Origin of the sequence: Pseudoxanthomonas sp. F37, assembly GCF_022965755.1 — a bacterium.
Lineage (GTDB): Bacteria > Pseudomonadota > Gammaproteobacteria > Xanthomonadales > Xanthomonadaceae > Pseudoxanthomonas_A.
This window is the reverse complement of sequence record NZ_CP095187.1, coordinates 3,611,362-3,635,962: the sequence shown is the minus strand read 5'-3', so window position 1 is coordinate 3,635,962 and position 24,601 is coordinate 3,611,362. Positions and strand designations below refer to the sequence as shown.

10 protein-coding genes are annotated in these 24,601 nt (G+C 68.4%); 5 read left to right on the top strand and 5 right to left on the bottom strand.

Annotated features, from left to right (window positions below; all coding sequences use genetic code 11):
• Positions 1 to 23: 23 nt before the first annotated feature.
• From MUU77_RS16940 to MUU77_RS16925, 4 genes are read right to left on the bottom strand one after another with little or no spacing between them, the layout of a single operon-like run.
• Complete coding sequence (locus MUU77_RS16940) at positions 24 to 1,181, bottom strand: SIS domain-containing protein (RefSeq protein WP_245089390.1); 1,158 nt, start codon at positions 1,179 to 1,181, stop codon at positions 24 to 26.
• Positions 1,168 to 2,457, bottom strand: coding sequence for a D-tagatose-bisphosphate aldolase, class II, non-catalytic subunit (locus MUU77_RS16935; protein WP_245089336.1), 1,290 nt, complete (start codon positions 2,455 to 2,457; stop codon positions 1,168 to 1,170). The genes MUU77_RS16940 and MUU77_RS16935 overlap by 14 nt, the downstream gene beginning before the upstream one ends.
• Before the next feature lie 13 nt (positions 2,458 to 2,470).
• Positions 2,471 to 3,382 (bottom strand): DMT family transporter, encoded by a 912-nt coding sequence (locus MUU77_RS16930; RefSeq protein ID WP_245089332.1) that lies wholly within the window; start codon positions 3,380 to 3,382, stop codon positions 2,471 to 2,473.
• Positions 3,379 to 5,463, bottom strand: coding sequence for a glycoside hydrolase family 36 protein (locus MUU77_RS16925; protein ID WP_245089329.1), 2,085 nt, complete (start codon positions 5,461 to 5,463; stop codon positions 3,379 to 3,381). Before MUU77_RS16925 ends, MUU77_RS16930 begins: the two co-directional genes overlap by 4 nt.
• 112 nt (positions 5,464 to 5,575) lie before the next feature.
• On the opposite strand from MUU77_RS16925, the gene MUU77_RS16920 reads away from it, so the two are divergent.
• Positions 5,576 to 6,676 (top strand): amidohydrolase family protein, encoded by a 1,101-nt coding sequence (locus tag MUU77_RS16920; protein WP_245089326.1) that lies wholly within the window; start codon positions 5,576 to 5,578, stop codon positions 6,674 to 6,676.
• Here the strand turns inward: MUU77_RS16920 and agaR are convergent.
• Positions 6,673 to 7,455 (bottom strand): transcriptional repressor AgaR, encoded by a 783-nt coding sequence (gene agaR / locus MUU77_RS16915; protein WP_245089324.1) that lies wholly within the window; start codon positions 7,453 to 7,455, stop codon positions 6,673 to 6,675. The two genes, MUU77_RS16920 and agaR, sit on opposite strands and share 4 nt — an antisense overlap.
• Before the next feature lie 130 nt (positions 7,456 to 7,585).
• Here agaR and MUU77_RS16910 point away from each other — a divergent pair, with 130 nt between their 5' ends.
• From MUU77_RS16910 to MUU77_RS16885, 4 genes are all read left to right on the top strand, one after another.
• Positions 7,586 to 10,459, top strand: a complete 2,874-nt coding sequence (locus MUU77_RS16910; RefSeq protein WP_245089322.1) for a TonB-dependent receptor — start codon at positions 7,586 to 7,588, stop codon at positions 10,457 to 10,459.
• A 257-nt stretch (positions 10,460 to 10,716) separates the two neighbouring features.
• Positions 10,717 to 11,424: a response regulator transcription factor gene (locus tag MUU77_RS16905; RefSeq protein WP_245089320.1), complete on the top strand. Its 708-nt coding sequence runs from the start codon at positions 10,717 to 10,719 to the stop codon at positions 11,422 to 11,424.
• A 245-nt stretch (positions 11,425 to 11,669) separates the two neighbouring features.
• On the top strand, positions 11,670 to 21,188 hold the full coding sequence (locus tag MUU77_RS18545) for an SdrD B-like domain-containing protein (RefSeq protein ID WP_280640383.1): 9,519 nt from the start codon (positions 11,670 to 11,672) through the stop codon (positions 21,186 to 21,188).
• The gene (locus tag MUU77_RS16885) at positions 21,185 to 24,595 is read left to right on the top strand and encodes a hypothetical protein (RefSeq protein ID WP_245089318.1); all 3,411 of its coding nucleotides are present in this window, start codon (positions 21,185 to 21,187) and stop codon (positions 24,593 to 24,595) included. The genes MUU77_RS18545 and MUU77_RS16885 overlap by 4 nt, the downstream gene beginning before the upstream one ends.
• The last annotated feature ends 6 nt before the right edge of the window (positions 24,596 to 24,601 follow it).

The following is a 24,601-nucleotide window of genomic DNA, read 5'->3' as shown; positions in this document are numbered from 1 at the left end:
GACGCCCAGGTAGAAACGTGGGTTCATGGCACCGTGTGCAGCCGGACGCCCTGCACGACGCGATTCACCGTGCCCTGCTTGTTCGGGTTGTCGGGCGAAAGGCCCAGGGCACGGGACATATGGAAGGCGAACATCTGGGCGACGGTCACGTAGGGCCAGAGCAGATCGACATCGGCTGCCTCGGCGAGGAGCGGCACCGCGATGGTATCGCCGCCGGCTTCGGCACGCGGTTGCGCGCTCACCTCGATGACGCGGCCCGCCACCCGGTCCTGGCGCAGCTCGTCGATCAGGTCGTGGTCGTACTTGCGCGTGAGGGGATCATTGGACACGAAGACGACCACCAGCGTGCGCGCCTGCAGGAACGTCTTGGGGCCGTGGCGGAAGCCCAGCGGCGAGTCGTAGCAGGTGGCGACGGCGCCGTTGCTCAGCTCGCCCAGCTTCAGCGCCGCCTCGCGCGCCAGGCCCTGCATCACGCCGCTGCCAAGGTAGACCACGCGCTCATACCCGGCCAGCGCCAGCGCCTGGGTGGTCGCGCCGGCGCCATCGATGGTCTGCGCAGTGGCCTGGCTGATGGGCTGGACGCGCGACGCCAGCCGGGAGGCGCCCACGCAGGCGGCGAGCGTGGCGTACATCATGCAGCTGAAGCTGGATGTCATGGCGAAGCTGGCATCGTGCGTTTCTTCCGGCAACTGCAGCGTCAGCAGGTGGCGGGCCGGTGCACGTCCGAGCGCGCCCTCCGGATTGCAGGTCACCACCAGGTGGCGCACGTCGGCGACCATGGATTCAACCAGCGCGACCGTGGCAAGGCTCTCCGGGCTGTTGCCCGAGCGGCCGAACGAAACCAGCAGCAGGGGCTGTGCGGGATCGAGGTAGAGGTGCGGTGCGCTCACGATGTCGGTGGTCGGCACCGCATCCACCCGGGCCGGGAGGCGACGGTCGAGCAGGGGGGCGAGGCACTGGCCGATGTAGGCGGACGTCCCGGCGCCGGTGAGGATGACGCGCGCACGCGCATCCTGCGCGACCGGGCCGATGAAGGCATCGATCTGCGCCTGCAGTCCGGCGAGCAGCGTGTGCGTGCGCACCAGCATGGCCGGTTGCTGTTCGATCTCGCGCGCGGTCCATAGCGCGCCGCCGGCGAGCAGGTCGGATTCGGGTATGCCGAGAGGGTCAGCGGTCTTCATGGGGATGGCAGGCATGGTGGTAGTCGTCCAGGACGGCACTGACATGCGCCATGGCCAGCGACTGCGGATCGAGTGTCGCGCGGCCGTGGCGGAGGGCATGCAATGCATGGGGGAGGTGTTGGCTGACCAGCGGAAGCGGCGGTGGCGTGTTGCGCAGGTTGGCGAACAGGCGGGCGCGCGCCTGTTCGATCACCGGATCCGGCCAGTAATAGCGGATCCGGTCGCTGAGGCTGTACTGCAGGTCGATGTCCAGCGCGCGCCCGTCGCCGTGGTAGTAGCGACGCCAGTGGAGGGGGTGCTCGTGCAAGCGCCTGATGGCGACCTCGCGCAGGTTGGCACGTGCTTCCGGAGCGATCCATTCGCGCTCGATCGCGTCCAGCGCCCACAGGGCCTCGCGCAATGCGAATGTCAGGCCAGGGCCGACCTTGAGGATGGCGAAATGGTCCCGCACCAGCGCCTGCAGCGCTTCGCGTGTCTGGTAGTCGGTGGAATGCGCTTCGTACACCATGCCCGGCATCGGCACGATGGCCTCGCTCAGTGCGCGCGCCTTCTGCGGCAGGTAGTCGATCACCTCGTGGTGGTCGAACTCGACGCCCGGCTGTACGACCGAGGCGATGACACGTTCCCAGGCGCGCTGCAGGCCTGCGGCGTGGAAGGCCTCGCGATGCGCCTCGATGGTCGCGCGTGCGGCGGCCGGCGTGGTGGTTTCCAGTCCTTCGATCGCTTCGGTGGCGCCGCCAGGCACCGGCACTTCCGTACCGATCACGTATACCGGCGGCTCGCCGCCGGCCATCCCGTAGGCGGCTTCCGCGGCGCGGCAGAGGCGCACGGCGCGGCGGACGATCTCGCTTTCCGGCACCGGCGTGGGATCGCCAGAGCAGGCCATCGAGCAGTCGAGGTGGATCTTGCGGAAGCCGGCGGCGACATAGGCCGCCACCATCACCTCGGCCTTGTCCATCGCGGCGCCCGCGTCCAGCGTGGTCCATGGATTCGGGCCCAGGTGGTCGCCGCCCAGCGCGATGCGCGCGCTATCGAAACCGACGCGTTCGGCGATGCCGTGGACGAAGGCGACGAAATCCGCCGGTGTCATGCCGGTGTAACCGCCGTCCTGGTTGACCTGGTTGCAGGTCGCCTCGAACAGTACGAGCGTCGATGCTTTAGCCATGGCGTGGCGCAGCGTGGCTTCGATCACGATCGGATGTGCGGAGCAGACCGAAGTCACGCCGAGGGCGTGGCCTTGCTTGTGGCGTGCGACGAGGTCGAGCAGGGCGTGCATGCGTGCGTTCCGGTCAGGCGTCGTGCGCGGCGGGGGCGCGTTCGGGTTCCAGCACCAGCAGCAGCGAGGCCACCAGCGCCAGGGCAAGTCCCGCCATCTTCAGCGGACCGGGCACCACGCTGGCGAACACCAGCGACAGGGCCGCGGTCACCAGCGGCGCGCCCGCGTTGGTCAGCGGGGCCACGACGATCGCCTTGCCATAGCGGAAGGCGTAAACCAGCATCAGAGCACCGACGGCATTCAGTACCTGGATCGCCGCCGTCATCCATGGACCGTCGAGGCCGATGTTGATCGGCTGGCTCCAGTCGGTCATCAGCCAGGCCACCGGCGTCAGCAGCAGCGCGCCGACCATCATGTAGAAGAAGATGCTTTCCGCGCTCACCGTGTGGTTGGCCAGCTTCATGAAGTAGGCCTGGATGCCCCAGGCGGCCATGATGATCAGCGCCAGGGCGAACCAGCCCAGCCCCTGTGGGCTACCCGCGCCGAAGGACAGGTCCAGCAACGGCAGGGCGATCAACGCCAGGGCGATGCCGGTCGCGCCCATCCAGCCGGTGCGCTCACGCAGCAGTACGAATGACAACGCGATGGTGATCACCGGCGACAGCGAAATGATCGGGAAGATGAAATAGGCCGGACCGAGGGTGAGCGCCTTGAACAGCAGCATCTGGCCACCGGCGCCCAGCAGGCCGATGGCCATGCCATAGGCCATGGCGCGTGGCGAACGGTCCAGCCGCCAGTTCGCGCGCCACAGGATGAACAGGGCCGGCGGCACCATCGTCAGGGCCCAAACGCAGTACACCAGCGTGTCCGGGAAACCCCGCTGCGCCGACAGGCCGGCCAACGCGCCCCAGACGCCCCACAGGGCGACGGTGGTCAAGGCATAGGCCAGCCAGCGGCGGCGCGGCGCGGTCTGCACGGTGCTCATGCGGCCGTCTCCGGCGTGGCCCGCAGCAGCAGGAAACGGTCGAAGCCCGCGCGCAGCGTGTTCGCTTTCGCGTCGACGGTGCCGAGGTCTCTGTCGTTGAACAGGTCGCGCACGCGGTACCGTCCTTCGCCCAGGCCCCGCAGCTCCAGCGTACCGTTCCATTCCTTCGCGTAGAAGGCGTAGTACATGGCGCCGTCCTTGGCGATGGCGTGCGTTTCGGGCGCGTCGAAGCCGATGTCGTACAGATCGCCGCGGTAGTCGCCCAGCGGCAGCATGTGGGTGCGGTACAGGGCCACCCACTTCTTCCACAGCACCTCTTTTTCCGGCGTCAGCACATAGCCGCCCTCGGGCAGCGGTGCGGTCGGGTTCTGCGTATCGCGCGGCCAGGTGAACTTGGACGAGATCACCGCGCCGATGCCCACGCTGGAGGCGAAATCGTCGCGGCCGTCGGCCAGCTCCACATGGTCGCCGGCATAACTGCTGCCGCCACCCATCAACGCCTTGACGCTCTTGCCCTTGCTGCGCACCTGCCACGACGACAGCGGATCGGAGGAGGGGAACTGGTCGGTCGCCGGCAGGTTGTGGAAGGCGAACGCCGTGCCGCAGGGGCACAGTTCCACCACGGCCTGGGGATTGGCATCGTGCGCAGCCTGGTAGATCGCATTCCAGAAGTCCGGCAGCTTCTCGCAGGAATCCAGGGTGCTGGCATGCTTGTGCGCGGGGTTGTAGCAGGGCGCGACCGCGTTCAGGTGCTGGCCGTCCAGCTTGATGCCCTCGAACCCCCAATCGCCGATCGCCTTCTTCACCAGGGCGACGTAGTAATCGATGGTGGGCTGGTAAGCCGGGCACTGGGTCAGCGCATTCCACCAGCTGACCTTCTGGAAGGCGCCGTATTCGTCCAGCAGCAGCATGTCGCTGTGCCTGTACAACACCTCGCTGCCGGGGTCGGCGGCCAGGGGTGCCAGCCACAGGCGCGGGCGCAGACCTTCGGCGCGCACCGCCTTCACGAAGGCACGCATGTCCTCGTCGCCGCGCGGGAACTTGCGCCGGTCGATCTGCCAGTCGCCCTCGTTGGTCTGCCAGCCGTCGTCCAGGACGGCCCACTGGAAGCCGACCTCGCGCACCTTCGGCAGCGTGGCCAGGATCTGTTCCACGGTGAAGTCGCGCTCATAGCCCCATGCACACCACGTGGATTCGAAGGCCGACGTCGGCGCCTTGGGCGCCGCGATGCCTTCGGCCTTCATGAAGTCGCGATACAGCACCAGCGGCGCGAAGTGGTCGCCGGTATGGGCGCACAGGAACGTACGCTCGGTGGCCAGCGCCTGTCCGGGCGCGAGCGTGATGGCCTGCCTGCCTTCCACGGCGATGCTGGCGCCCTTGGCGGTTTTGCGTACCGGCAGGTCTAGCTGGCGAGGCACCGCTTCGACGTGGCCCACGGCCAGGCCGACATCGCGACGCCAGATGTTGGCGACCGGCGTCCCGCCGCCGTAATCCGACGCATCCATGCCCAGCGTATTGCGCTGGTCGAAGTCGTCGCCGAGTGGCTGTACCCAGTCGCGGCGGTCCTCGTGCGTGGTGCCGGAGAAACTCCAGAAGCCGCCCGGGGCGTCGCCCAGTTCGTGGGCGGCCGAGCGCCAGCCCGCCACCCCGACCGGCTGCGTGCCGGCGTTGCGGTAACGCACCTGGATCAGCGCGAGCCCGGGCGAATGTTCGAAGAACGTCACCGCCACCTGCTTCTCGATGCCCTGTTCCGACACGCCGGTAAAGACATGGCGCAGGCCGGCGCCGTGGCGCGCGTCGGTCACGGGCTGCCGGTCTTCGCTGCTGAAGGCGAAGGTATCGATGGCGCCGCCGTCCTCCAGCAGCAGCACCTCGCTGGCCTGGAACGGGGTCAGGGCCTTGCCCTTGTAGGCGACGCGCGTGCGCAGCGCGCGGTCGAACTGCAGCGAAAGCAGGGCATCCTGGGCCGTCATGGCGGTGCCGCCGACCGCCAGGGCGCGGCCGGGCATCCAGGGCAGGGCGGCCAGGGCGGTGCTGCCGACGGCAAGCTTCAAGACGGCGCGGCGACCAAGAGGGGGCATGGACGGCTTTCCGGTTGAGGTGCGACCGATTGTGCGCGAGGTCGGACAGTTGATGCAACAGTTTTGTTGCGATATGTTTCGTTTCAGGTTTCGTTACGGTGCAGGTGGCGTGATGGGCAAGGCATGGCGGGGGGTGGTCCTGGCGGCGTTGGTGGGCTGGACGGGTGCCGGGGTGGCGCACTCGATGTCGGCGTCGAACGCTTATGGGATGGACGATTTCAGGCGCGTCCCCAAGTTCGATGCGCACGTGCATGCCAACGTCGACCATCCGGCGTTCCTGCAGCAGGCGCGTGAAGACGGCTTCGAACTGATGTCCATCAACGTGGACTATCCGGATTTCCCGAGCATCGCCGACCAGCGTGCGGCGGCCATCGCGCTGGCCAAGGCCGATCCGGCGAGACTGCACTGGGCAACGACGTTCTCGATGGACGGATTCGGCACGCCGGGCTGGGCCGATCGCGTCAACGCCGGCCTGGCCGGGGCGAAAGCTGAAGGTGCGCGCGCGGTGAAGATATGGAAGAACGTCGGCATGATCGAGAAGGACGCCGAGGGTCGCTTGATCATGCTCGATCACCCGGGCCTGTCGCCGGTCGCCGAGCAGGTGCGGTCGCTGGGGCTGGTGCTGATCGGTCACCAGGGCGAGCCGCACAACTGCTGGCTGCCGCTGGAGCGGATGACCACCGACAACGATCGCGAGTACTTCCGGAACCATCCGCAGTACCACATGTACCTGCATCCAGAGCAGCCCAGCTACGACGACCAGATCGCGGCCCGGGACCGCTTCCTGGCGGCGCACCCGCGGCTGCGCTTTGTCGGTGCGCACATGGGCAGCCTCGAGTACGACGTGGACCGTCTTGCTGCGTTCCTGGATCGTTTCCCGGCCGCCACCGTCGACCTCGCCGCGCGGATGAGCCAGGTGCAGTACCAATCGTTGCGCGACCGCGAGAAGGTGCGCTCATTCTTCATCCGCTACCAGGACCGGCTGCTCTACGGCACCGACCTGACCGTCAATCCGGATACCGACCCCGCCGAGTTCCGGGCGTCGGCGCATGCGGTCTGGACGGCCGATTGGCGCTACCTGGCCACGGGCGAGAGACAGCGCGTGGACACGCTGGATGCCGATGTTCCCGGCCTGGCACTGCCACGCGAGGTGATCGACAAGGTGTATTACCGCAACGCGGTGCGCGTGTTCCGGACCGCGAGCCCGGACTAGGCGAGGATCAGCTCGAAGCCCAGGTGCTCGCTCGCTTGGACGATGTCCTCGGGCGCGCTGCGGTCCGTGATCAGCATGTTGAGCTCGGCGATGGGGATGATGCGGTGCAGGCAGATCTTGCCGAACTTGGAGCTGTCGGTGATCGCCACCACGACGCGTGCGGCCTCGACCATCTTGCGGTTGAGCATCGCCTCCGGCTCGTAGTGCGTGGTGATGCCGCGCTCCAGGTCGAAGCCGTCCACGCCCAGGAACAGCATGTCCACGTGCAGGGCATCCAGCGCCTCCACCGTCAGGCCGCCGTAAAACGCCATGTTCTTGCGGCGCAGTTCGCCGCCCAGCATGACGATGTTGATGTTGTTCTTCGGGGCCAGCGCGCCGAGTACGCCGAAGTCGTTGGTCACCACGGTCACGTCGATGTTCGGCAGCGATTCGGCCAGTTGGATCGCCGTGGTGCCCGAATCGATGGCGATGGTGTCGCCCGCCTTGACCAGCGCGGCCGCGCGCTGCCCGATGCGGCGCTTCTCATCCAGGTGGGACGTGCGCTTGGCTTCGTAGTGCGGCTCGGTGGCCGGGCCAGTGCCGACGACGCTGCTGTCGATCGCCCCGCCATACGCCCGGGCCATCACGCCGCGCTCGGCCAGGTAACGCAGGTCCTTCCTGACCGTCTGCATGCTCACTCCGAAACGGCGGGCGAGCGAGGCCACCTGGACGCTGCCGTGCTGTCGCACGAGCTCGCTGATCTGCAGGCGGCGTTGGCTGGTATCACGGGTAACGGACATGGGACCTCCTTGTAGCGCGGACAGTATGGATTATTTCGTTAAATTTCGCTATTGATACAAAACGAAACATGCTATAGGCTCGGTTTCGTTTGGTTGCGTAACATAACTGCCACCTTCTGAGGAGAGACCCATGAAGACCGCGCGGCTGCACCGGAACTTGCTCTTTTGTAGCGTTGCCCTGGCCCTCGCAGCGCCGGTCGGCGCGGCGGCCCAGCAGGCGGAGGCCGATCCCGCGGCCCAGGCGCCGGCCGGGCAGGACCAGGGCGAACCTTCCACGTTGGATACCGTGGTCGTCACCGGCGTGCGCGGCAGCCTGGCGCGCGCCATCGAACTCAAGCGCGATGCCGGCACCGTGCAGGACTCGATCAGTGCATTGGAACTGGGCAAGTTCCCCGACGACAACGTGGCCGACTCGTTGAGCCACATCACCGGCGTCTCCATCTCGCGTACCGCCGGCGGTGAAGGCCAGAAGGTCAGTGTGCGCGGCCTGGGTCCGGAGTACACGCTGACCACGTTCAATGGCCGCATCCTGGCCACCGATGGCGCGGGCCGCGATTTCGCCTACGACGTGCTGCCGGCCGACGTGATCAATGGCGCCGACGTCATCAAGGGCGCGCAGGCGTCGCTGTCGGAAGGGGCCATCGGCGGCCTGATCAACCTGCGCTCGGCCAGCCCCTTCGACCAGAAGGGCCAGCAGGGCATCGTCAGGCTGGAAGGGGATCGCAACCTCATGTCCAGGCTCAACGGACAGAAACTGTCGGCGACCTACAGCAACACCTTCGCCGACGACACGGTCGGCGTGCTGTTCGGCCTGGTGTACGCCAAGCGGAAAGACCGTACCGATATCGCCGGCAACGACGGCGGCTGGAGCCGCAACGCAGACCCCAACGACGAAAGCTGGCTGTGGGGCAACACCTGGGGGGGCGCGATCGATCCCAACGGCAATGGCGTACTGGACCAGGACGAGTACGGCCTGATCGGCCCAGGGCAGTTCCGCGTGGGTTCGATCCTGGAGGAGAAGAAGCGCCGCGCCCTGTCGGGCAAGATCGAATGGCGCCCGAACGACCGTTTCAGGCTGACGATCGACGGCCTGAAGACGCGGCTGGATTCGCCGCAGGTGGGCTACCAGCAATCGTACTATCCGCTGTTCGCGCCCGGACGCTGGTCGGACATGACCATCCAGGACGGCATCGTCACCGGCTTCACCATGGACAACCCCGATCCGGAGCTGCGCCTGAATCCGGAACTGCTGAACATGACCGAGCACCGCGTGGTCGACACCGATCTGTACGGCGCCAATGCCGAGTGGAAGGTCAACGACGACCTGTCGCTTGCCGGCGACGTATACCGCTCCACCTCCAAGCGCTACTCCGGCGGGCAGGACACCTACGTGGTGCTGCGCATGAACCAGCCCAACGTCGCCCGCATCGAACTGGGCGGCGGTGCGGTGCCCAACGTCACCGCCGTCTTCGACGACGGGCGCGAGCTGGCCAGCGGCCTGGCCAACGGCCAGTTCGGCGGTTCCGACTTCAATACGCACTACATGGAGCTGCGCGGCGACAACATCGTCGACGAGATCACCGGTGGAGCGTTGGGCGGCAAGCTGTTCGTCGGCCGCTTCGGGCTGGACAACCTGCATTTCGGTGTCACCGGCACCGACCGCAAGAAGTCGCGCGACCTGATCAACAACACGCTCAACGGTGGCGCGGACTACTACTCCGGCGACAACGCGATCAACGTGGGGGCGCTCGATGGCAATGTGCTGGCGCACGCGTTTTCGCTGCCGAACTTCATGAGTGGCGTGCATTCCAGCTTCCCCCGCACCTTCCTCGCGTTCGATGTGCCGAACTACCTGCGGGCGCTGGCCGCGTACGACGGCAACGCGCGTCCCGGCGGCGGGACTTACGATTTCGGCAACGCGGCCCCTCAATGGAATCCGCTGGAAAGCTACCGCGTCACCGAAAAGACCACGGCGTTCTATGTTCAGGCCGACCTGTCGGGCGAACGATGGAGCGCGGACGTGGGCGTGCGCCTGGTCAAGACCAAGACCACCTCCGAGGCGTGGGATGCCCGGATCCTGAGCATCACCGAGAACGGCGCGTTCAACTACACCGCCGACTACGCCGAGCCGAGCGCGATCCGCCAGGACGGCGACTACCGCTATGTGCTGCCATCGGGCAACTTCACCTGGCGCTTCAACGACGATCTGCAACTGCGTCTCGGCGCGGCGAAGACGATGGCGCGGCCGCCGGTCGACAAGCTGGCGCCCACCAACACCACGGCCAGTGTCTCGTGGGGTGAGTTCACCCAGATCTACGGCGGCAACGTGGACCTGAAACCGTACACCGCCAAACAGGGCGACGCCTCACTGGAGTGGTATTTCAGCGAGAATTCGATCTTCAACGTGGCGGTGTTCTACAAGCGCATCGAAAACCAGATCACCACCAGCTGGGAGCCGGGGCAGGATATCGGCGTGGGCCCGATCGTGGATGCGGACGGCAACCCGATCACCACCGGGCCGACGCTGTTCAATGTCCAGCGCCCCATCAACGGCGACTACGCCAAGGTGCGCGGCATCGAAGCGGGCCTGCAGCACTTCTGGGAGAACGGGCTGGGTTTCCGCGCGCAGTACACGCGCAACTGGTCCAAGAGCTTTGTGGGCGACCAGGAGCGGCCCCTGGAAGGGATCGCGCCGTCGGTGTACTCGCTGGGCGTGATGTACGAGAAGGGCCCGTGGTCGCTCGGTGCCACCGCCGATCGCACCGATGGCTTCGTCACCGCCATCAACGTGCTGGGCGAGGGCTACAACGAACAGGCCGATGCCATCACCTGGCTCACCGCGCATGTCTCCTATAAGTTCAACGATCGCTTCAGCGTGTCGCTGGAAGGCCAGAACCTGCTGGACGAAGCGCAGACCTACAGCATCAACGGCAATCCGTTGCTGTCGCAGGGCTACTACCGTTATGGTCGCTCGCTCAACCTGGGCCTCAGCTACCGCTTCTGACGGGGTGGACGTCAAGAGGCTCCCGTTCCGGGAGCCTCGGGCCCGGCGCAGGAGCCGTCATGTCCTCCCTGTCGGCCAGGGCCGCTGGCGTGGGGATGCCGTCCACCGCTGCGCCGGCCCGCCCTGGCGGGCCTCGCCGCAAGGCAGAGGGCGCAGACGGGTACCCGCTGCCGGTGAAGCGATCGGGTCTGGAACTGTGACGGCCATAACACACGAAATGTGAGTTACGCTATACCGGAGCCGCCGACCACCCTCTCATGAGCCCACCCGATCTGCTGTCTCCACGCGTCGCCGTCGTCGAAGACGAGGACGAACTGCGCGCCCTGATCGTCGGGGAACTGACCGAGCGCGGCTACGACGTTGTAGGGCTGGCGAGCGCGGAAGCCCTGTACCGCCACATGAGTGTCCAGGCGCTGGACATTGTCGTGCTGGACATCGGCCTGCCCGGCGAGAGCGGGCTGGGGGCGGCCTCGCACCTGCGGCAGCTCGACTCGGTGGGCATCATCCTGCTGACCGGTCGCGGCGGCAGGAAACTCATGGCGCAGAGCCTGGCGATGGGCGCCGATCTTTTCCTCACCAAACCCATCGATTACGACGTGCTGGCCGTGGCCGTCGCCAATCTCTACCGCCGCCTGGCGCCTGCGACGAACGATGCGCCTGCGGATGATCCGCGTGCACCCGGCTGGTCCTTGTCCGACGCGGGCTGGACCCTGCATGGGCCCGGTGCCGGGACGCTGGCCCTCAGCGAGGCAGAACGCACGATCCTTGCCCGGCTTCTGGAGCAGCCCGGCACGCCCGTATCGAGAGCGGCCCTGATCGAAGCGCTGACCGATCAGCCATGGGATTTCGATCCTCACCGCCTTGACGTCCTGGTCCACCGTCTTCGCGGCAAGGTCAACAGCCGTTTTTCGCAGCCGCTGCCGCTGCGCGCCGTGCGTGGAATGGGCTACGTGTTCGCGCCCTGACGCTCCCTTCCCGTGAGAAACGGTGAGTTTGGGTGAGCCGTCGTCATTGATGCCCGCACCATCGCAATAGAGACTTCGCGCACTTCCGATACCGGCATCGGTACCGGAACCGCACCGCACGAGCGGTGATGTCTTCTCGCCATCCCGAGGGTCGCCCCCCCGCCACGGTTCACGCCGCGACGCGGGCAAGGCCGTCCTGATGGCTTGCCGGGTCCGATCCGGCCAAGCGGAACAGGGGAAAGTCAGTGAACGAGCAGGGTGAGCCGACGTTGATCGGCGGATGCGCGCGCGCGCGCGCGGGTTCGACAGGATGGCCGCTGCGGAACCGCAGCCGGGCATGGCGCTGGATGACGCTGGCGACATGGCTGCTGGCACCCGCCGCGCTGGCGGCCGATCTGCAGATCACCGACCTTTCCGACACGGGCTACGATCCGACGCCGGCTGGCGGCGAGGTGGTCTACAACGTCACGGTCGAGAACGGCGCCGCCGACACGGTGCCCAACGCCGTGGTCATCTTCGACCTGCCTGCCGGCACCGTGGCCGGCACGCTGCCGGCGTTCTGCAGCGCCGACGCCGGCGTGCCCGCGCGCGTGGTGTGCGCGGTGGGCGAACTGGTGGGTACGCAGACGGCGCAGGGCGCACCGGTCAGTTTCCAGCTGGGCGTCGATACGGGCGGCCAGGCGCCGGGCACGGTGACCCTGCGCGGTGCCATCGGTTTCGGTTCCGCGGTACCGCCGGCCGGCACGCCGATCACGGCGCTCACGCCGGGCGATGCGTTCTTCGCCAGCGACACCAACACCGCCAACAACCAGCGCAACGAAGCCACCACGCTGACCACCGCCGGCGACCTGCGCCTGCTCAAGAGCGCCACACCGGACCCGGTGGTGGGCGGTGCCGAAGTCACCTACACCCTGACCGTCTTCAACGACGGCCCCAGCCCATCCACCCACTTCCGCGTGGTGGACACGCTGCCGGCGGCGACCACGTACGTGGCCAGCAGCTTCAATGGCGCCGGCTGGACGTTCAACAGCGGCACCATGACCGCGACCCACGCCGGCACCCTGGCGGTGGGCGCGAGCAGCAGCTTCAGCTTCCGCGCCCGCGTGAACGCCGGCAGCGGCAACATCATCAACGCGGCGACGGTGGAAGCCATCGGCACGCCCGATGCGGACCCAGGCAACAACGATGCCGACGTCACCACCGGCATCACGCCGGGCGCCGACCTGGCCCTGAGCAAGTCCGCCGCACCCGCGCCCGCGATCGCCGGCCAGTCCGTCACCTTCACCCTGACCGCGCGCAACCTGGGCCCCAGCGTGGCGCAGAACGTCAGCCTCACCGACGCGCTGCCGGCGGGTTTCGTGATCACCGGCGGCACCCAGCCCGGTGGCTGGAGCTGCAGCAACGATGGCGCCAACGGCACGCGCACGTGCACGCGCGCGGCGGACATGCCGGTGGGCGCGGTGGAAACGCTCACCATCGTCGCCACCGTGCCCTCCACGGGCGCCAACAGCAGCGGCGACGTCACCAACACGGCGACGATCACCTCCGCCACGCCGGATCCGAACGGTCCCGTCCTGGGCGTGAACAACAACCAGGGCAGCGTCACCTTCACCGTGCTGGCCGACGGTGCCGACCTGGCGATGACCAAGAGCAAGTCGCCGGCGCTGGTCGCGGTGTGGGATGGCATCGGCCCCGACACCGACAGCCGCATGACCTCGCTGATCCGCGTGCGCAACCTGGGGCCGCGCGCGGCCAGCGGGCAGGTGCAGGTGGTCGACGAACTCGCAGCGGGTGAAGAGTTCGTGTCCGCGTCGGGTCCGTGGACCTGCACGGTGGACAATCCCTACGCCGTGCCGCCCGCGCGGCAGCGCGTGACCTGCGACCTGGATGCCGGTTCGCTTCCGCTGGCGGTGAACAGCGACTCGCCGCAGCTGCAGATCATCAGCCGCGCGCGTGCCGCGGGCGCGCTGACCAATACCGCGTGCACCGGCGGCTCTAACGGTTCGCTCGAACCGCTGACGGCCGGCGGCATCGACCAGGATCCGGAAACCGGCAACGACTGCAGCGGCGCCGGCACGCGCACCACCGACGAGCGCGCCGACCTGCGCATCGCCAAGCAGACCAATGGCCCGGGCGATGCGGACAACGTGCTGACCGCCGCGCAGGATACGGTGACCTACACGCTCACCATCACCAACGACGGCCCGGACAGCACCACCGGCATCGTGGTGAACGATGCCATCCCGGGCTTCGTCGCCGGCCGCACCACCGTCAGCGCGAATGCACCCGCAGGCTGGACCTGCACCACCGGCGCATCGGTGGTGTGCCGCTCCGGCACCACGGCCCTGGCCAACGGCGCCAGCGCCGTCATCGTGCTGACGGTGCAGCGCGCGCTGTTCGACAGTGCCGGCCTGGGCGCGGGCACCTGTGGTGGCGTGCCCACGACCAATGCGTTCTGCAATACCGCCGGGGTCGGCATCGATGCCGCCGTGGCGGGGTCGGTCGGCGAGATCGACGCAGCCAACAACAGTGCGTCGGACTGGCTGCAGGTCGATCGTGTCGCCAACGTGCAGACCACGGCCAAGAGCATCACCTCGGGCGCGACCGGCCAGGCCGGTGTCAATACCACCTACGTGATGTCGTTCCGCAACCAGGGGCCGTCGACGGTGCCGGGCGTGGTGTTCCGCGATGTGTTCACGCTGCCCGCCGACGATGCCGGCTTCGTGCTGATGTCGGCCACGCGCACCGGGGGCGGCACCGCCACGTGCACGGCCACGCCGGGCCCCGGCATCACCACGGCGCCTGCCGCAGGTGGCGTGTCGTACGCCAATCCGACGGCGGGCACCGCACAGGTCACGCTGACCTGCGCGCCGCTGTCGCTGGCCAATGGCCAGACCGAAAGCCTGACGGTGGTGATCCGTCCGAACGTCAACGTCGGCAACACCGGACGCGTGTTCACCAACGTGGCGGACTTCTTCTTCGACCGCAACGGCGACGGTACGCCCGACCCGGCCAGCGGTTCGGATGCCAATGGCAGCTTCGACTTCAATACCGACGCCAGCGCCGGCGACGACCAGCGCAGCGCCAGCCTGCCGTTCAACAGCGGCAGCGTGGACCTGATCACCAACAAGGTGGATACCGGCTTCACCGGTGGCGTGGATCCGTTGGGCTACGACGCCGTCACTGCGGCCAACAACGCCATCACGTATCGCGTGACCGTGCGCAACAACGGGCCGTCGGTGGCGACGAACGTACGCATCAGCGATACGTTGACGCCGCTCGCGGGGCGTACCGTGCGCTTCCTGGGCGTGTCCGCATCCACAGCGGGGCCGTTCGTCGATACGGATTGCAGCGTGACCGCGGGCAGCAACCCCACGGTGGGCGCACCGCTGGTGCTGGATTGCGTGATGCCGGGCATCGGCTTTTCCACCAACCTGCCGGGCGTGGTGGCATCCGGCCAGACCAGCACGCTGTACCTGCGCTATGCCTACGAGACACCGCCCGGCGCCACCGGCGATACGCTGCTGAACTCGGCCACCGCCAGTTCGGCGGAGACCGACACCAACCTCGCCAACAACACCGCGGACCAGGACACGACGATCCGCTCGCGCGCCGACCTGGCCGTCACCAAGACCATGGTCGCGCTGGCGCCGGATCCGGATCCGGCCGTGGCGCTGCCGCCGACCATCGCTTCGGTGTCGCTGCGGCAGCCGTTCTACTACGTGATCGGCGGGGTCAACAATGGTCCGGGCGCGAGTCTCTCGCGCGACCGCACGGGTACCAGTCCGCTCAATGGCACCGGCACGGTGGTGACCGACACGCTGCCGGCGAATCTCATCGTCACCGGCCCGATCACCTGGCGCAAGGACGGCCCTGATCCGGGCGGCGACGAGCAGCCTGTCGGAACGGGCACCTGCAGCCAGGCGGGCACCACCGTCACCTGCAACCTGGGCGACATGACGGTCACCGGTCGCGCACGCATCATCGTGCCCGCGCGCTGGGATGCGTATCCCGCCGGCGGCACCAGCAACAACACCGCGACCATCACGACCGAACAGGTCGATCCGGTCCCGGGCAACAACACCACCACCGTGCCGCTGGGCGTCACCCGCTCCAGCCTGGCGGGCGTGGTGTTCGAAGACCGCGACCGCGCCGGCGCCAACGGGGGTACCCACCAGGGGGCCGCCACCGAACCGGCCATCGCCGGCGTGACCATCACCCTGACCGGCATCGATGCGTACGGCAACGCCGTCAATCGCAACGTCGTCACGGCCGCCGACGGCAGTTACAGCTTCACCGATCTGTCGCCGGCCGATGCCGCCGGCTACACGCTGACGCAGACGCAGCCGGCCGGTCTGATCAACAGTCCCGCGGCCCTGCCCACCAGCGGCGGCGCGGAGCCTTCGCTGGGGGGTACCTACAGCGCCGGTTCGCCCGACTCGGTCATCGCCGCCATTCCCGTCGGTGAAAACCAGGCCGGCGTTCGCTACAACTTCCCCGAAGTGCGCCGCCCGGCGCTGTCGGGCTTCGTCTACATCGATGGCAACTTCAGCGACGTCCGCGACGGGGGCGATGCGCCCATCAGCGGTGCCACGGTCGAACTGCTCGACGCCGGCAGCGGTGCCGTCGTCGCGACGACCACGACCGATGGCAGCGGTGCCTACAGCTTCGGCAATCTGGATCCGCTGATCGTCTACACGCTGCGCGAAGTACTGCCCACCGGCAGCTACCAGAACCGTCCGACCGCGGTGAATCCCGGCCAGGTCGGCGGCGTGCCCTGCGCCACGGGTTGTACGCCGGGCACCGGTGTGGCGGGGGATGCCGCCACCACCGACCGCATCAGCGGCATCGACCTGGGGGCGGGTGCGGACGGCACCGCGTTCAACTTCGGCGAAGACGCCGTGGCCGGCATTTCCGGCAGCGTCTACGTGGACCGCAATGGCAACGGCAACTTCGACGGCGGTGACGCCGGCACGGTCAATTCGCGTCCCAACGGCGGGCTGCAGGGCGTCAGCGTCACGCTGACCGGGGCGGGCGCCGACGGCATTTTCGGCAATGGCGACGATCCGGCCCCGGTGACGGTGCAGACCGATGCCACCGGCGCCTACCAGTTCGCCGGCCTGGTGGTGGGGCAGGACTACCGCGTCAGCGAAACGCAGCCTGAGGGCTATGCCGACGGCAGCGAAAATCCCACCAACGCCATCGACATCGCCAACCTGCCGCCGGCCGGTTCGGCCGGCCACGATTTCGGCGAAACGCTGGGTTCGCTGGCGGGCGTGGTGTTCGAGGATTTCTCGGCCACGGCCGCCAACAACAACAACGGCGCCTTCGATGGCGGCGAGAATCCGATCGCCAACGTCACCGTGACGCTGACCGGTACGGATGTGCTGGGCAACGCGGTGAATGTCGCCGCGCAGACCGACGCGGCCGGCGCGTACGCGTTCCGCGACCTGCTGCCGCCGCAGGGCGGCACCACGTACACGATCACCGAGACGCAGCCGGCGGGGTACATCGACGGCCGGCACACGCCGGGCAATGCCGCCACGCCGGGCAGCGCCACCACGGCGAACGTGATCGACGGCATCGCGATCGATGCGGGTCAGGCCGCCACCGGCTACCTGTTCGGCGAACTCGCCAACGCCGTCATCAGCGGCACGGTCTATCTGGACCGCAACGACAACGGCGACCAGGACGGGGGCGAAGCCGGCATTCCCGGCGTCACCGTGGTCATCGAAGGCGCGGGCCCGGATGGCGTGTTCGGCACCGGCGACGACCTGCCGCCGGTCACCCTGACCACCGATGCGAACGGCGGCTACAGCTACGGCGGTGCCGTCACGGGCCAGAACTACCGCATTGTCGAGACACAGCCCACCGGCCTGGCCGATGGGCAGGAGAACACCTCCAACCGCATCACCCTGACCAACCTGCCGGCTGCCGGTTCCAGCGGCAACGACTTCGGCGAACTGGCGGCATCGCTGTCCGGCAGTGTGTGGCTGGATGCCAACAACAACGGCGTGCGCGACGCAGGCGAGAACGGCATTGCCGGCGTCAGCGTCAGCCTGCCTGCCGGCACGCTGGATGCGCTGGGCAATCCGGTCGCCACGGCCGTGACCGACGCCAACGGCGACTACCGCTTCGGCGATCTGCTGGCCGGCACCTATGCCGTCGTCGAACAGGCGACGCAACCGGTGGTCGGCGGTGTGACCACGCTCAATGGCATCACCGTCGCCGGCACTGTCGGCGGCAGCAACAGCGGCACCGCGACCCCGGTGATCACTGTGCCCAGCGCCGTGACGGGCATCGTGCTGCCTGCGGGCGGTGCGTCCGTGCAGAACGACTTCGGCGAAACGCTGGGCGTGTCGCTGTCCGGGCGCGTGTTCTTCGACGCCGACAACGATGGCGTGCAGTCGGGCGCGGCCGAAACCGGCATCGACGGCGTGACCCTCACCCTGACCGGTACCGATGACACCGGCGCGTCGGTGTCGGTGACCACCACCACCGATGCGAACGGTGACTACGCCTTCGATGGCCTGCGACCCGGCACCTACACGGTGACCGAGCCGCAGCAGCCCACCGGCACCAGCAACGGCCAGACCGTCGCCGGCACCATCGGCGGCACGCCGTCCGGTACCGCCACGCCCATCACCACCGTGCCCAGCGCGATCGGCACCATCGACCTGACCACGCCCGGCACCGCCTCGGTCGACAACCTGTTCGGCGAGATTCCGCTGAACAGCGCGATCAGCGGCCGCGTCTGGGAAGACATCGACAACGATGGCGTCATCGACCCGTCCGAGCAGGGCATCGGCAACGTGGTCGTGCGCCTGAGCGGTACCGACCTGGCCGGCAACGCCATCACCCGCGAGGTGACCACGCAGCCGGACGGCCGCTACGCCTTCACCGGACTGCCGCCCGGCACCTACACCCTCACCGAGCCCGAGCAGCCGGCCGGCACGCTCAACGGCACCACCGTGCCCGGCACCGGCGGCGGCACCGCCACGCCGCCGACCAGCACACCGTCGGTGATCAGCGATGTCGTGCTGGGCGTGGGCCAGGAGGCCAGCGGCAACGACTTCGGCGAAGTGCCTTCCGGCAGCATCGCCGGCCGCGTCTACAACGACGGCAACAACAACGGCGTGATCGATGCCGGCGAAGGCGGCTTCCCCAACGTGCAGGTCGTGCTGACCGGCACCAACGAGCTGGGCGAAACGGTCGAGGTCGCCGTCACCACCGACGGCGAAGGCCGCTACCGCTTCGACGACCTGCGCCCGGGCACCTACACGGTGACCGAGCCCACCCAGCCGGCGGAGACCCTCAATGGCATCACCACGCCGGGCACCGTGGAGGGCACGGCGGTGGGCGTGGCCACGCCGGTGAGCACCACGCCGTCGGCCATCAGCGGCATCGTGCTGCCGCCGGGGGGCGATTCCATCGACAACAACTTCGGCGAGATCGGCGATTCTCCGGACCTGGTGGTCAGCAAGACCGCCACGCCCACCACCTTCACCGTCAACAACCCGGGCAGCTACGCCATCCGTGTGCGCAACATCGGCCAGCAGCCGAGCGCGGGCGAGTACGTGGTGGAGGACCGCCTGCCGGCAGGCCTCACGCTGGCGGCCACGCCGACCGGTAACGGCTGGACCTGCACCGGCGCCTCCGGCGACAACCGATTCCGCTGCAGCAGCAGCGCGGCGATCGCGGCAGGCGCCACGCTGGCCGATGCCATCGTCGCGCAGGTCCGCGTGGATGCGTCGGCGGCGACCGGCTCGCCGGTCGATAACGCCGTGCTGGTGGAAGGCGGCGGCGAGAACGAGTTCCGCACGCCGACCACCGACGAGCGCGCCGACTTCGAAGGCAATCCGGCCGATCTGCCGGTGTGCGATCCGGCGATCACGCAGAACGCGTGCCGCCTGCCCACCGCCGTGCAGTTGTCCGCGTCGGTGTCGGGCACGGTGTGGTTCGACCAGGGCAGCGAGTTCGGCCTGATCGATGGCGGCGACCGTCGCCTGTCCGGCTGGGTGGTGGAAGTGGTGAACGGCAGCGGCCAGGTCGTCGGCACGGCGACCACGGGCGCGGACGGTACGTACTCGATCGCCGACCAGGTGCCGGGCATTCCGCTGGCCATCCGTTTCCGCGACCCGGCGACGGGCGTGGTCTGGGGCCTGCCGGTCAGTGGCGAAACCGTCACCGGTCCGCCGGTGCCGTGCGATGCGGGCAGTGCCATCGCCAATGGCACGGCCAGTTCGTGCCGCAGCAGCGACAGCGGCTTCACGCATCTGGCGGTGGTACTGGCGCCGGGCGCCAACCTGCCGCAGCAGAGCCTGCCGCTGAATCCCGGTGGCGTGGTGTACGACGCAACCACGCGCACGCCGGTGCCCGGCTCACGCGTCACGCTCACGCCGGTGGGTACCTGCGCGGGCTACACGCCGGAACAGCACGTGCTGAACGCCGCGCTGGGCGGTTACACCGTGCAGGGCACGTCGGTGTCGATGACGGTCGGTGCGGAAGGCTTCTATCAGTTCCTGCTGGGTCCGGATGCGCCTGCCTCGTGCCGCTTCCAGCTGGAAGTGACGCCGCCGGCCGGCTACACGTTCGAGTCCGGCATGATCCCGGCGGAAACCGCGCCGCTGTCGCCGCCGTCCACGCCGGGCGTGGGGCATCCCGTGCAGACCAATGCCACCGCGCCGACGGCGCCGGTGGGCACGGAAACCCGCTACTACCTGGAGCTGACGCTGGGTTCGGGCGTGGCGGTGCCGGTGCACAACCACATCCCGCTCGACCCGCAGGTCGCACCGGGCCTGGTCATCACCAAGACCGGCGACCGCAAGACGGTGGAAGTGGGCGACAGCCTGGTCTACACCATCACCATCCGCCAGACGGCGGGTGCGTCGATGGGCACGGTCAATGTGGTCGACCGCCTGCCGCATGGGTTCACCTTCATCGATGGCACCGCGCGTGTCGATGGTGCAGGCATCGCCAATCCGCTGGGCAAGCCCGGCCCGACGCTGGTGTTCGATGTCGGCCCGCTCGCCGTCGGCGCGCAGAAGACGCTCAGCTACCGCGTGCGCGTCGGCGTGGGCAGCATGCAGGGCGATGGCATCAACCGGGCGCGCGCCCACGGCTGCTCGATCGACGGCGGTTGCGTGGATCCGGCCACGCTGGCGCCGTACCCGAACGGCGGCGTGGTGCCGTCCAATCCGGCCGAGTACCGCGTGATCGTCAGCGGTGGCGTGTTCACCGACGAAGGTTGCGTGCTGGGCAAGATCTTCGTGGACTGCAACGTCAACCACGTGCAGGACCGCGAAGAGATCGGCATCCCCGGCGTACGCATGTACTTCGAGGACGGCACCTGGATGGTCAGCGACTCGGAAGGCAAGTACAGCTACTGCGGCCTGCCGCCGAAGAGCCACACGCTGAAGGTCGATGCGTCCACGCTGCCGGTCGGCTCGCGCCTGACCACCAGCAGCAACCGCAACCTGGGCGATGCGGACAGCCTGTTCGTCGATCTGAAGAACGGCGAGCTGCACCGCGCGGACTTCATCGAAGGCAGCTGCTCCAACCCGGTGATGGAACAGGTGAAGGCGCGCCGCACCCAGGGCGAGATCCGCGCGCCGGAGACCGAACGCAACCAGCAACCGTTGCGTTTCGACAGCAAGCCGGCGCGCGCCCCGCAGCAGGCCACCGATTCGGCCAACCAGCAGCCGATCGTCGCGCCCAGGCCGACCGCCACGGATGGGGATGAAGGCAAGGAGGTGCAGCCATGAGCCGCATTTCCTCCCGTCCCTCATCCCTGCCGGAAGCCAAGCCCATGCGTGTCACGCGTCATTCCCATCATCCGCTGGCGTTCGCCCTGGCGCTGGCCCTCGTGCCCACGCTGGCGACGGCGCAGACCGTGTCCGGCGACCAGCGCTTCACGCCCGTGCTGGGGCAGGGCACGCCGCTGTTCCCGCAATCCCCGCAGCTGCAGGACACGGCCTCGCAACCGCTGTACGCGCAGCCGGGCAACGTGGACTACCGCGTCAACGCGGCTGTCGACCGCGTGGTGGTCGAGATCGACCGCGACGGCGTTTCGGCCGACGGCCAGTCGCCGGTGCGCGTGGTGGTGCAGCTGTTCGGTGCCGACGGCAAGCCGCTGGCAGGCGAGGCGTTCGCCACCCTTGAGCACACCGGTGGACGCATCAAGCTGGCGGACGGACGCACCGACGAACTCGGCCCCGGCCGACTGGATGCCGACAAGGTCACCCCCGGCGTGCAGCTTCCCGTGCGCGACGGCAGGGCCGAATTCGAACTGCTCGCGCCGCACGATCCGCAGGACGTGCTGTTGCGGGTGACCTCGGGCGCGCACAGTGCCGAGGGCGTGGTCGGCTTCGTGCCGGAAATGCGCGACATGATCGCCACCGGCCTGATCGAAGGCGTGATCAACTTCCGCCGCAACGGCGACGGGCTGATCAACGGCACCCAGCGCGGCGACGGCTTCGAGCGCGAGATCCGCCGCTGGGAGAAGCAGTTCAACAGCGGCAAGGCCAACGGAGCGGCACGCGCGGCGTTCTTCGCCAAGGGCACCATCAAGGGCGAATACCTGCTCACCGCGGCCTACGATTCGGACAAGGAAGTGCGCGCCCGCCTGTTGCGCGACATCCAGCCGGAAGAGTTCTACCCCGTGTACGGCGACGCCTCGCTGCGCGGCTTCGATGCGCGTTCGGCCGAACGCCTGTACGTGCGCGTGGACAAGGGCCGCAGCTACCTGCTGTACGGCGACTTCCAGACCGGCGACAACCTGGCGACGCAGACCGGCGCGGATGCCGGCACCCGCGCCGCACCGCGCGTGCTGGGCACCTACAACCGTACCGCCACCGGGCTGGGCTGGCACTTCGAGAACGCACGCGTGCGCGGCAACGTGTTCGCCATCGAGGACTCGCTGCGCCAGGTGATCGAGGAACTGCCGGCCGCCGGCAGCGGTCCTTACGGCCTGCGCAATAACGCCGTGCTGGAAGGCAGCGAGCGCGTGGAAGTGGTCGTGCGCGACCGCAACCAGCCCTCGCGCATCGTCTCGGTGCGCCCGCTGGGCCGGCTGGTGGACTACAGCTTCGAGCCGTTCTCCGGCCGCATCCTGCTCAACAGCTTCCTGCCTTCGTTCGACAGCGACCTCAATCCCGTCTCGCTGCGCATCACCTACGAACTGGACCAGGGCACCGAGAAATTCCTGGTGCTGGGCGCGGATGCGCAGCTGCGCGTGGGCGAACATGGCGAGATCGGCGGCTCGTACGTGGACGACCGCAACCCGTTCGCCGCCTTCGAGATGGGCAGCGCGAACATCGGCTACAAGCTGGGCGCCAACACGTGGCTGGTGGCCGAAGCCGCGCGCACGCGCAGCGAAGTGAACACCAACTCGGTCAACCAGTACGGCACGCCCGCGCTGCAGGGCCTCAGCGGGCAGGTGGAAGGCAACGCGTGGCGGGTGGAGCTTGGGCACGCCAGCGCGGACGTGGACCTGAAGCTGTTCGCCGGCCAGTCCGATCCGGAATTCAACAATCCCGCTTCGCCGCTGTACGGCGGCCGCGGCGAGTACAGCCTGACCACGCGCTGGCGTCTCAACGACCGGTTCGAGCTGTATGCCGAAGGACTGCGCAGCGAAGACCGCAACCCCGAGGGCGGCGAACGCAACGCCGCCAGCGCCGGCACGCGGGTGAAGGTCACCGACAGGCTGACGCTGGACTTCGGTTACCGTGCCATCCGCGAGACGGTCGGCGCCTATTACACCTGGGCCACCAGCAGCGGCTACGGCAACATCGGCGGACTGTCGGGCGGCTACGCCACGGGCGCCGGCGGTGGTGCGCTGGGCTACGGCCAGCAGCCGTTGGATCCGTTGACCGGCCTGCCGATCATCAGCAGCGGCAATCCCAACGACGTGGCCAGCGGCCTGCCGGTGGGCACCGAGCTGTCCTCGGACATGCTGCGCATCGGCGCCGGCTACCGCGCCAGCGAACGCTTCAGCCTGGGCGGCGAAGTGGAGCAGGACATCCATGGCCAGGACCGCAACCGCGTGGCGCTGGGCATGGACTACCAGTTGCGCGAACGCAGCCGCCTCTATGGCCGCTACGAGAAGCAGACCGGCATCAGCGGCGTGAACGGCCTGACCCAGGACGGTCGCGAGGCGGACACCGTGGCGCTGGGCGTGGATACCAGCTTCATCAAGGACACGCAGCTGTTCTCCGAGTACCGCCTGCGCGACGCCATCGCCGGCCGCGACATCCAGGCCGCCTCCGGCATGCGCAACCGCTGGGACCTGCGCGAGGGCCTGCGCCTGGATACGTCGTTGGAACATACCAACGTGATTTCCGGCAATGTCGGCGATTCGACCGGCATCGGCGTGGCGCTGGATTACAGCGCCAACCCGCTGTGGCGTGGCAACGTGCGGCTGGAACACCGCATCTCCGACGACGTCGCCGGCACGCCGACCCACGAGGGCTACAACACCACGCTGCTGCAGTTCCTGGCGGCCCGCAAGCTGAGCCGCGACTGGACGCTGCTGGCGCGCAACTACCTGCTGCGCACCGAATACGACGCGCGCGGCGACGTATTGCAGGACCGTTTCCAGATCGGTGCGGCGTACCGCGACACGGACACCAACCGCGTCAACGCGCTGGCCCGCTACGAGTACAAGCTGGAGAAGGACGAGAGCGGCATGGACGGCTCGGGCTTCGGCTCGGACACGGGCCAGGACATCCGCACCAGCGCGCACATCGTCTCGGCGCATGCCGACTGGCATCCGTCGCGGCCGTGGTGGCTGACCGGCCGGGTGGCCGCGAAGTGGCAGCAGGACAGCTTCTTCTACGCCGACACCGGGCGCGTCGACGACGAGTTCAACGCGGTGCTGGTCTCCGGCCGCGTGGTCTACGACATCACCGAGAACTGGGACATCGGCGTGCTGGGTTCGGCGTTCCGCGGCCAGGACGGCGCCAACCAGTATGCGTTCGGCGTGGAAGTGGGGCGCCTGCTGCGGCAGAACCTGTGGCTGTCGGCGGGCTACAACGCCACCGGCTTCCGCGGCGACGAGGACCTGAGCGGTTACGAGTACACGCAGCAGGGCGCGTTCATCCGCCTGCGCTTCAAGTTCGACGAAGACCTTTTCCGTAGAGACGACGTCCGCTACCGCGATCCGGTGCGCTGAGGAAAC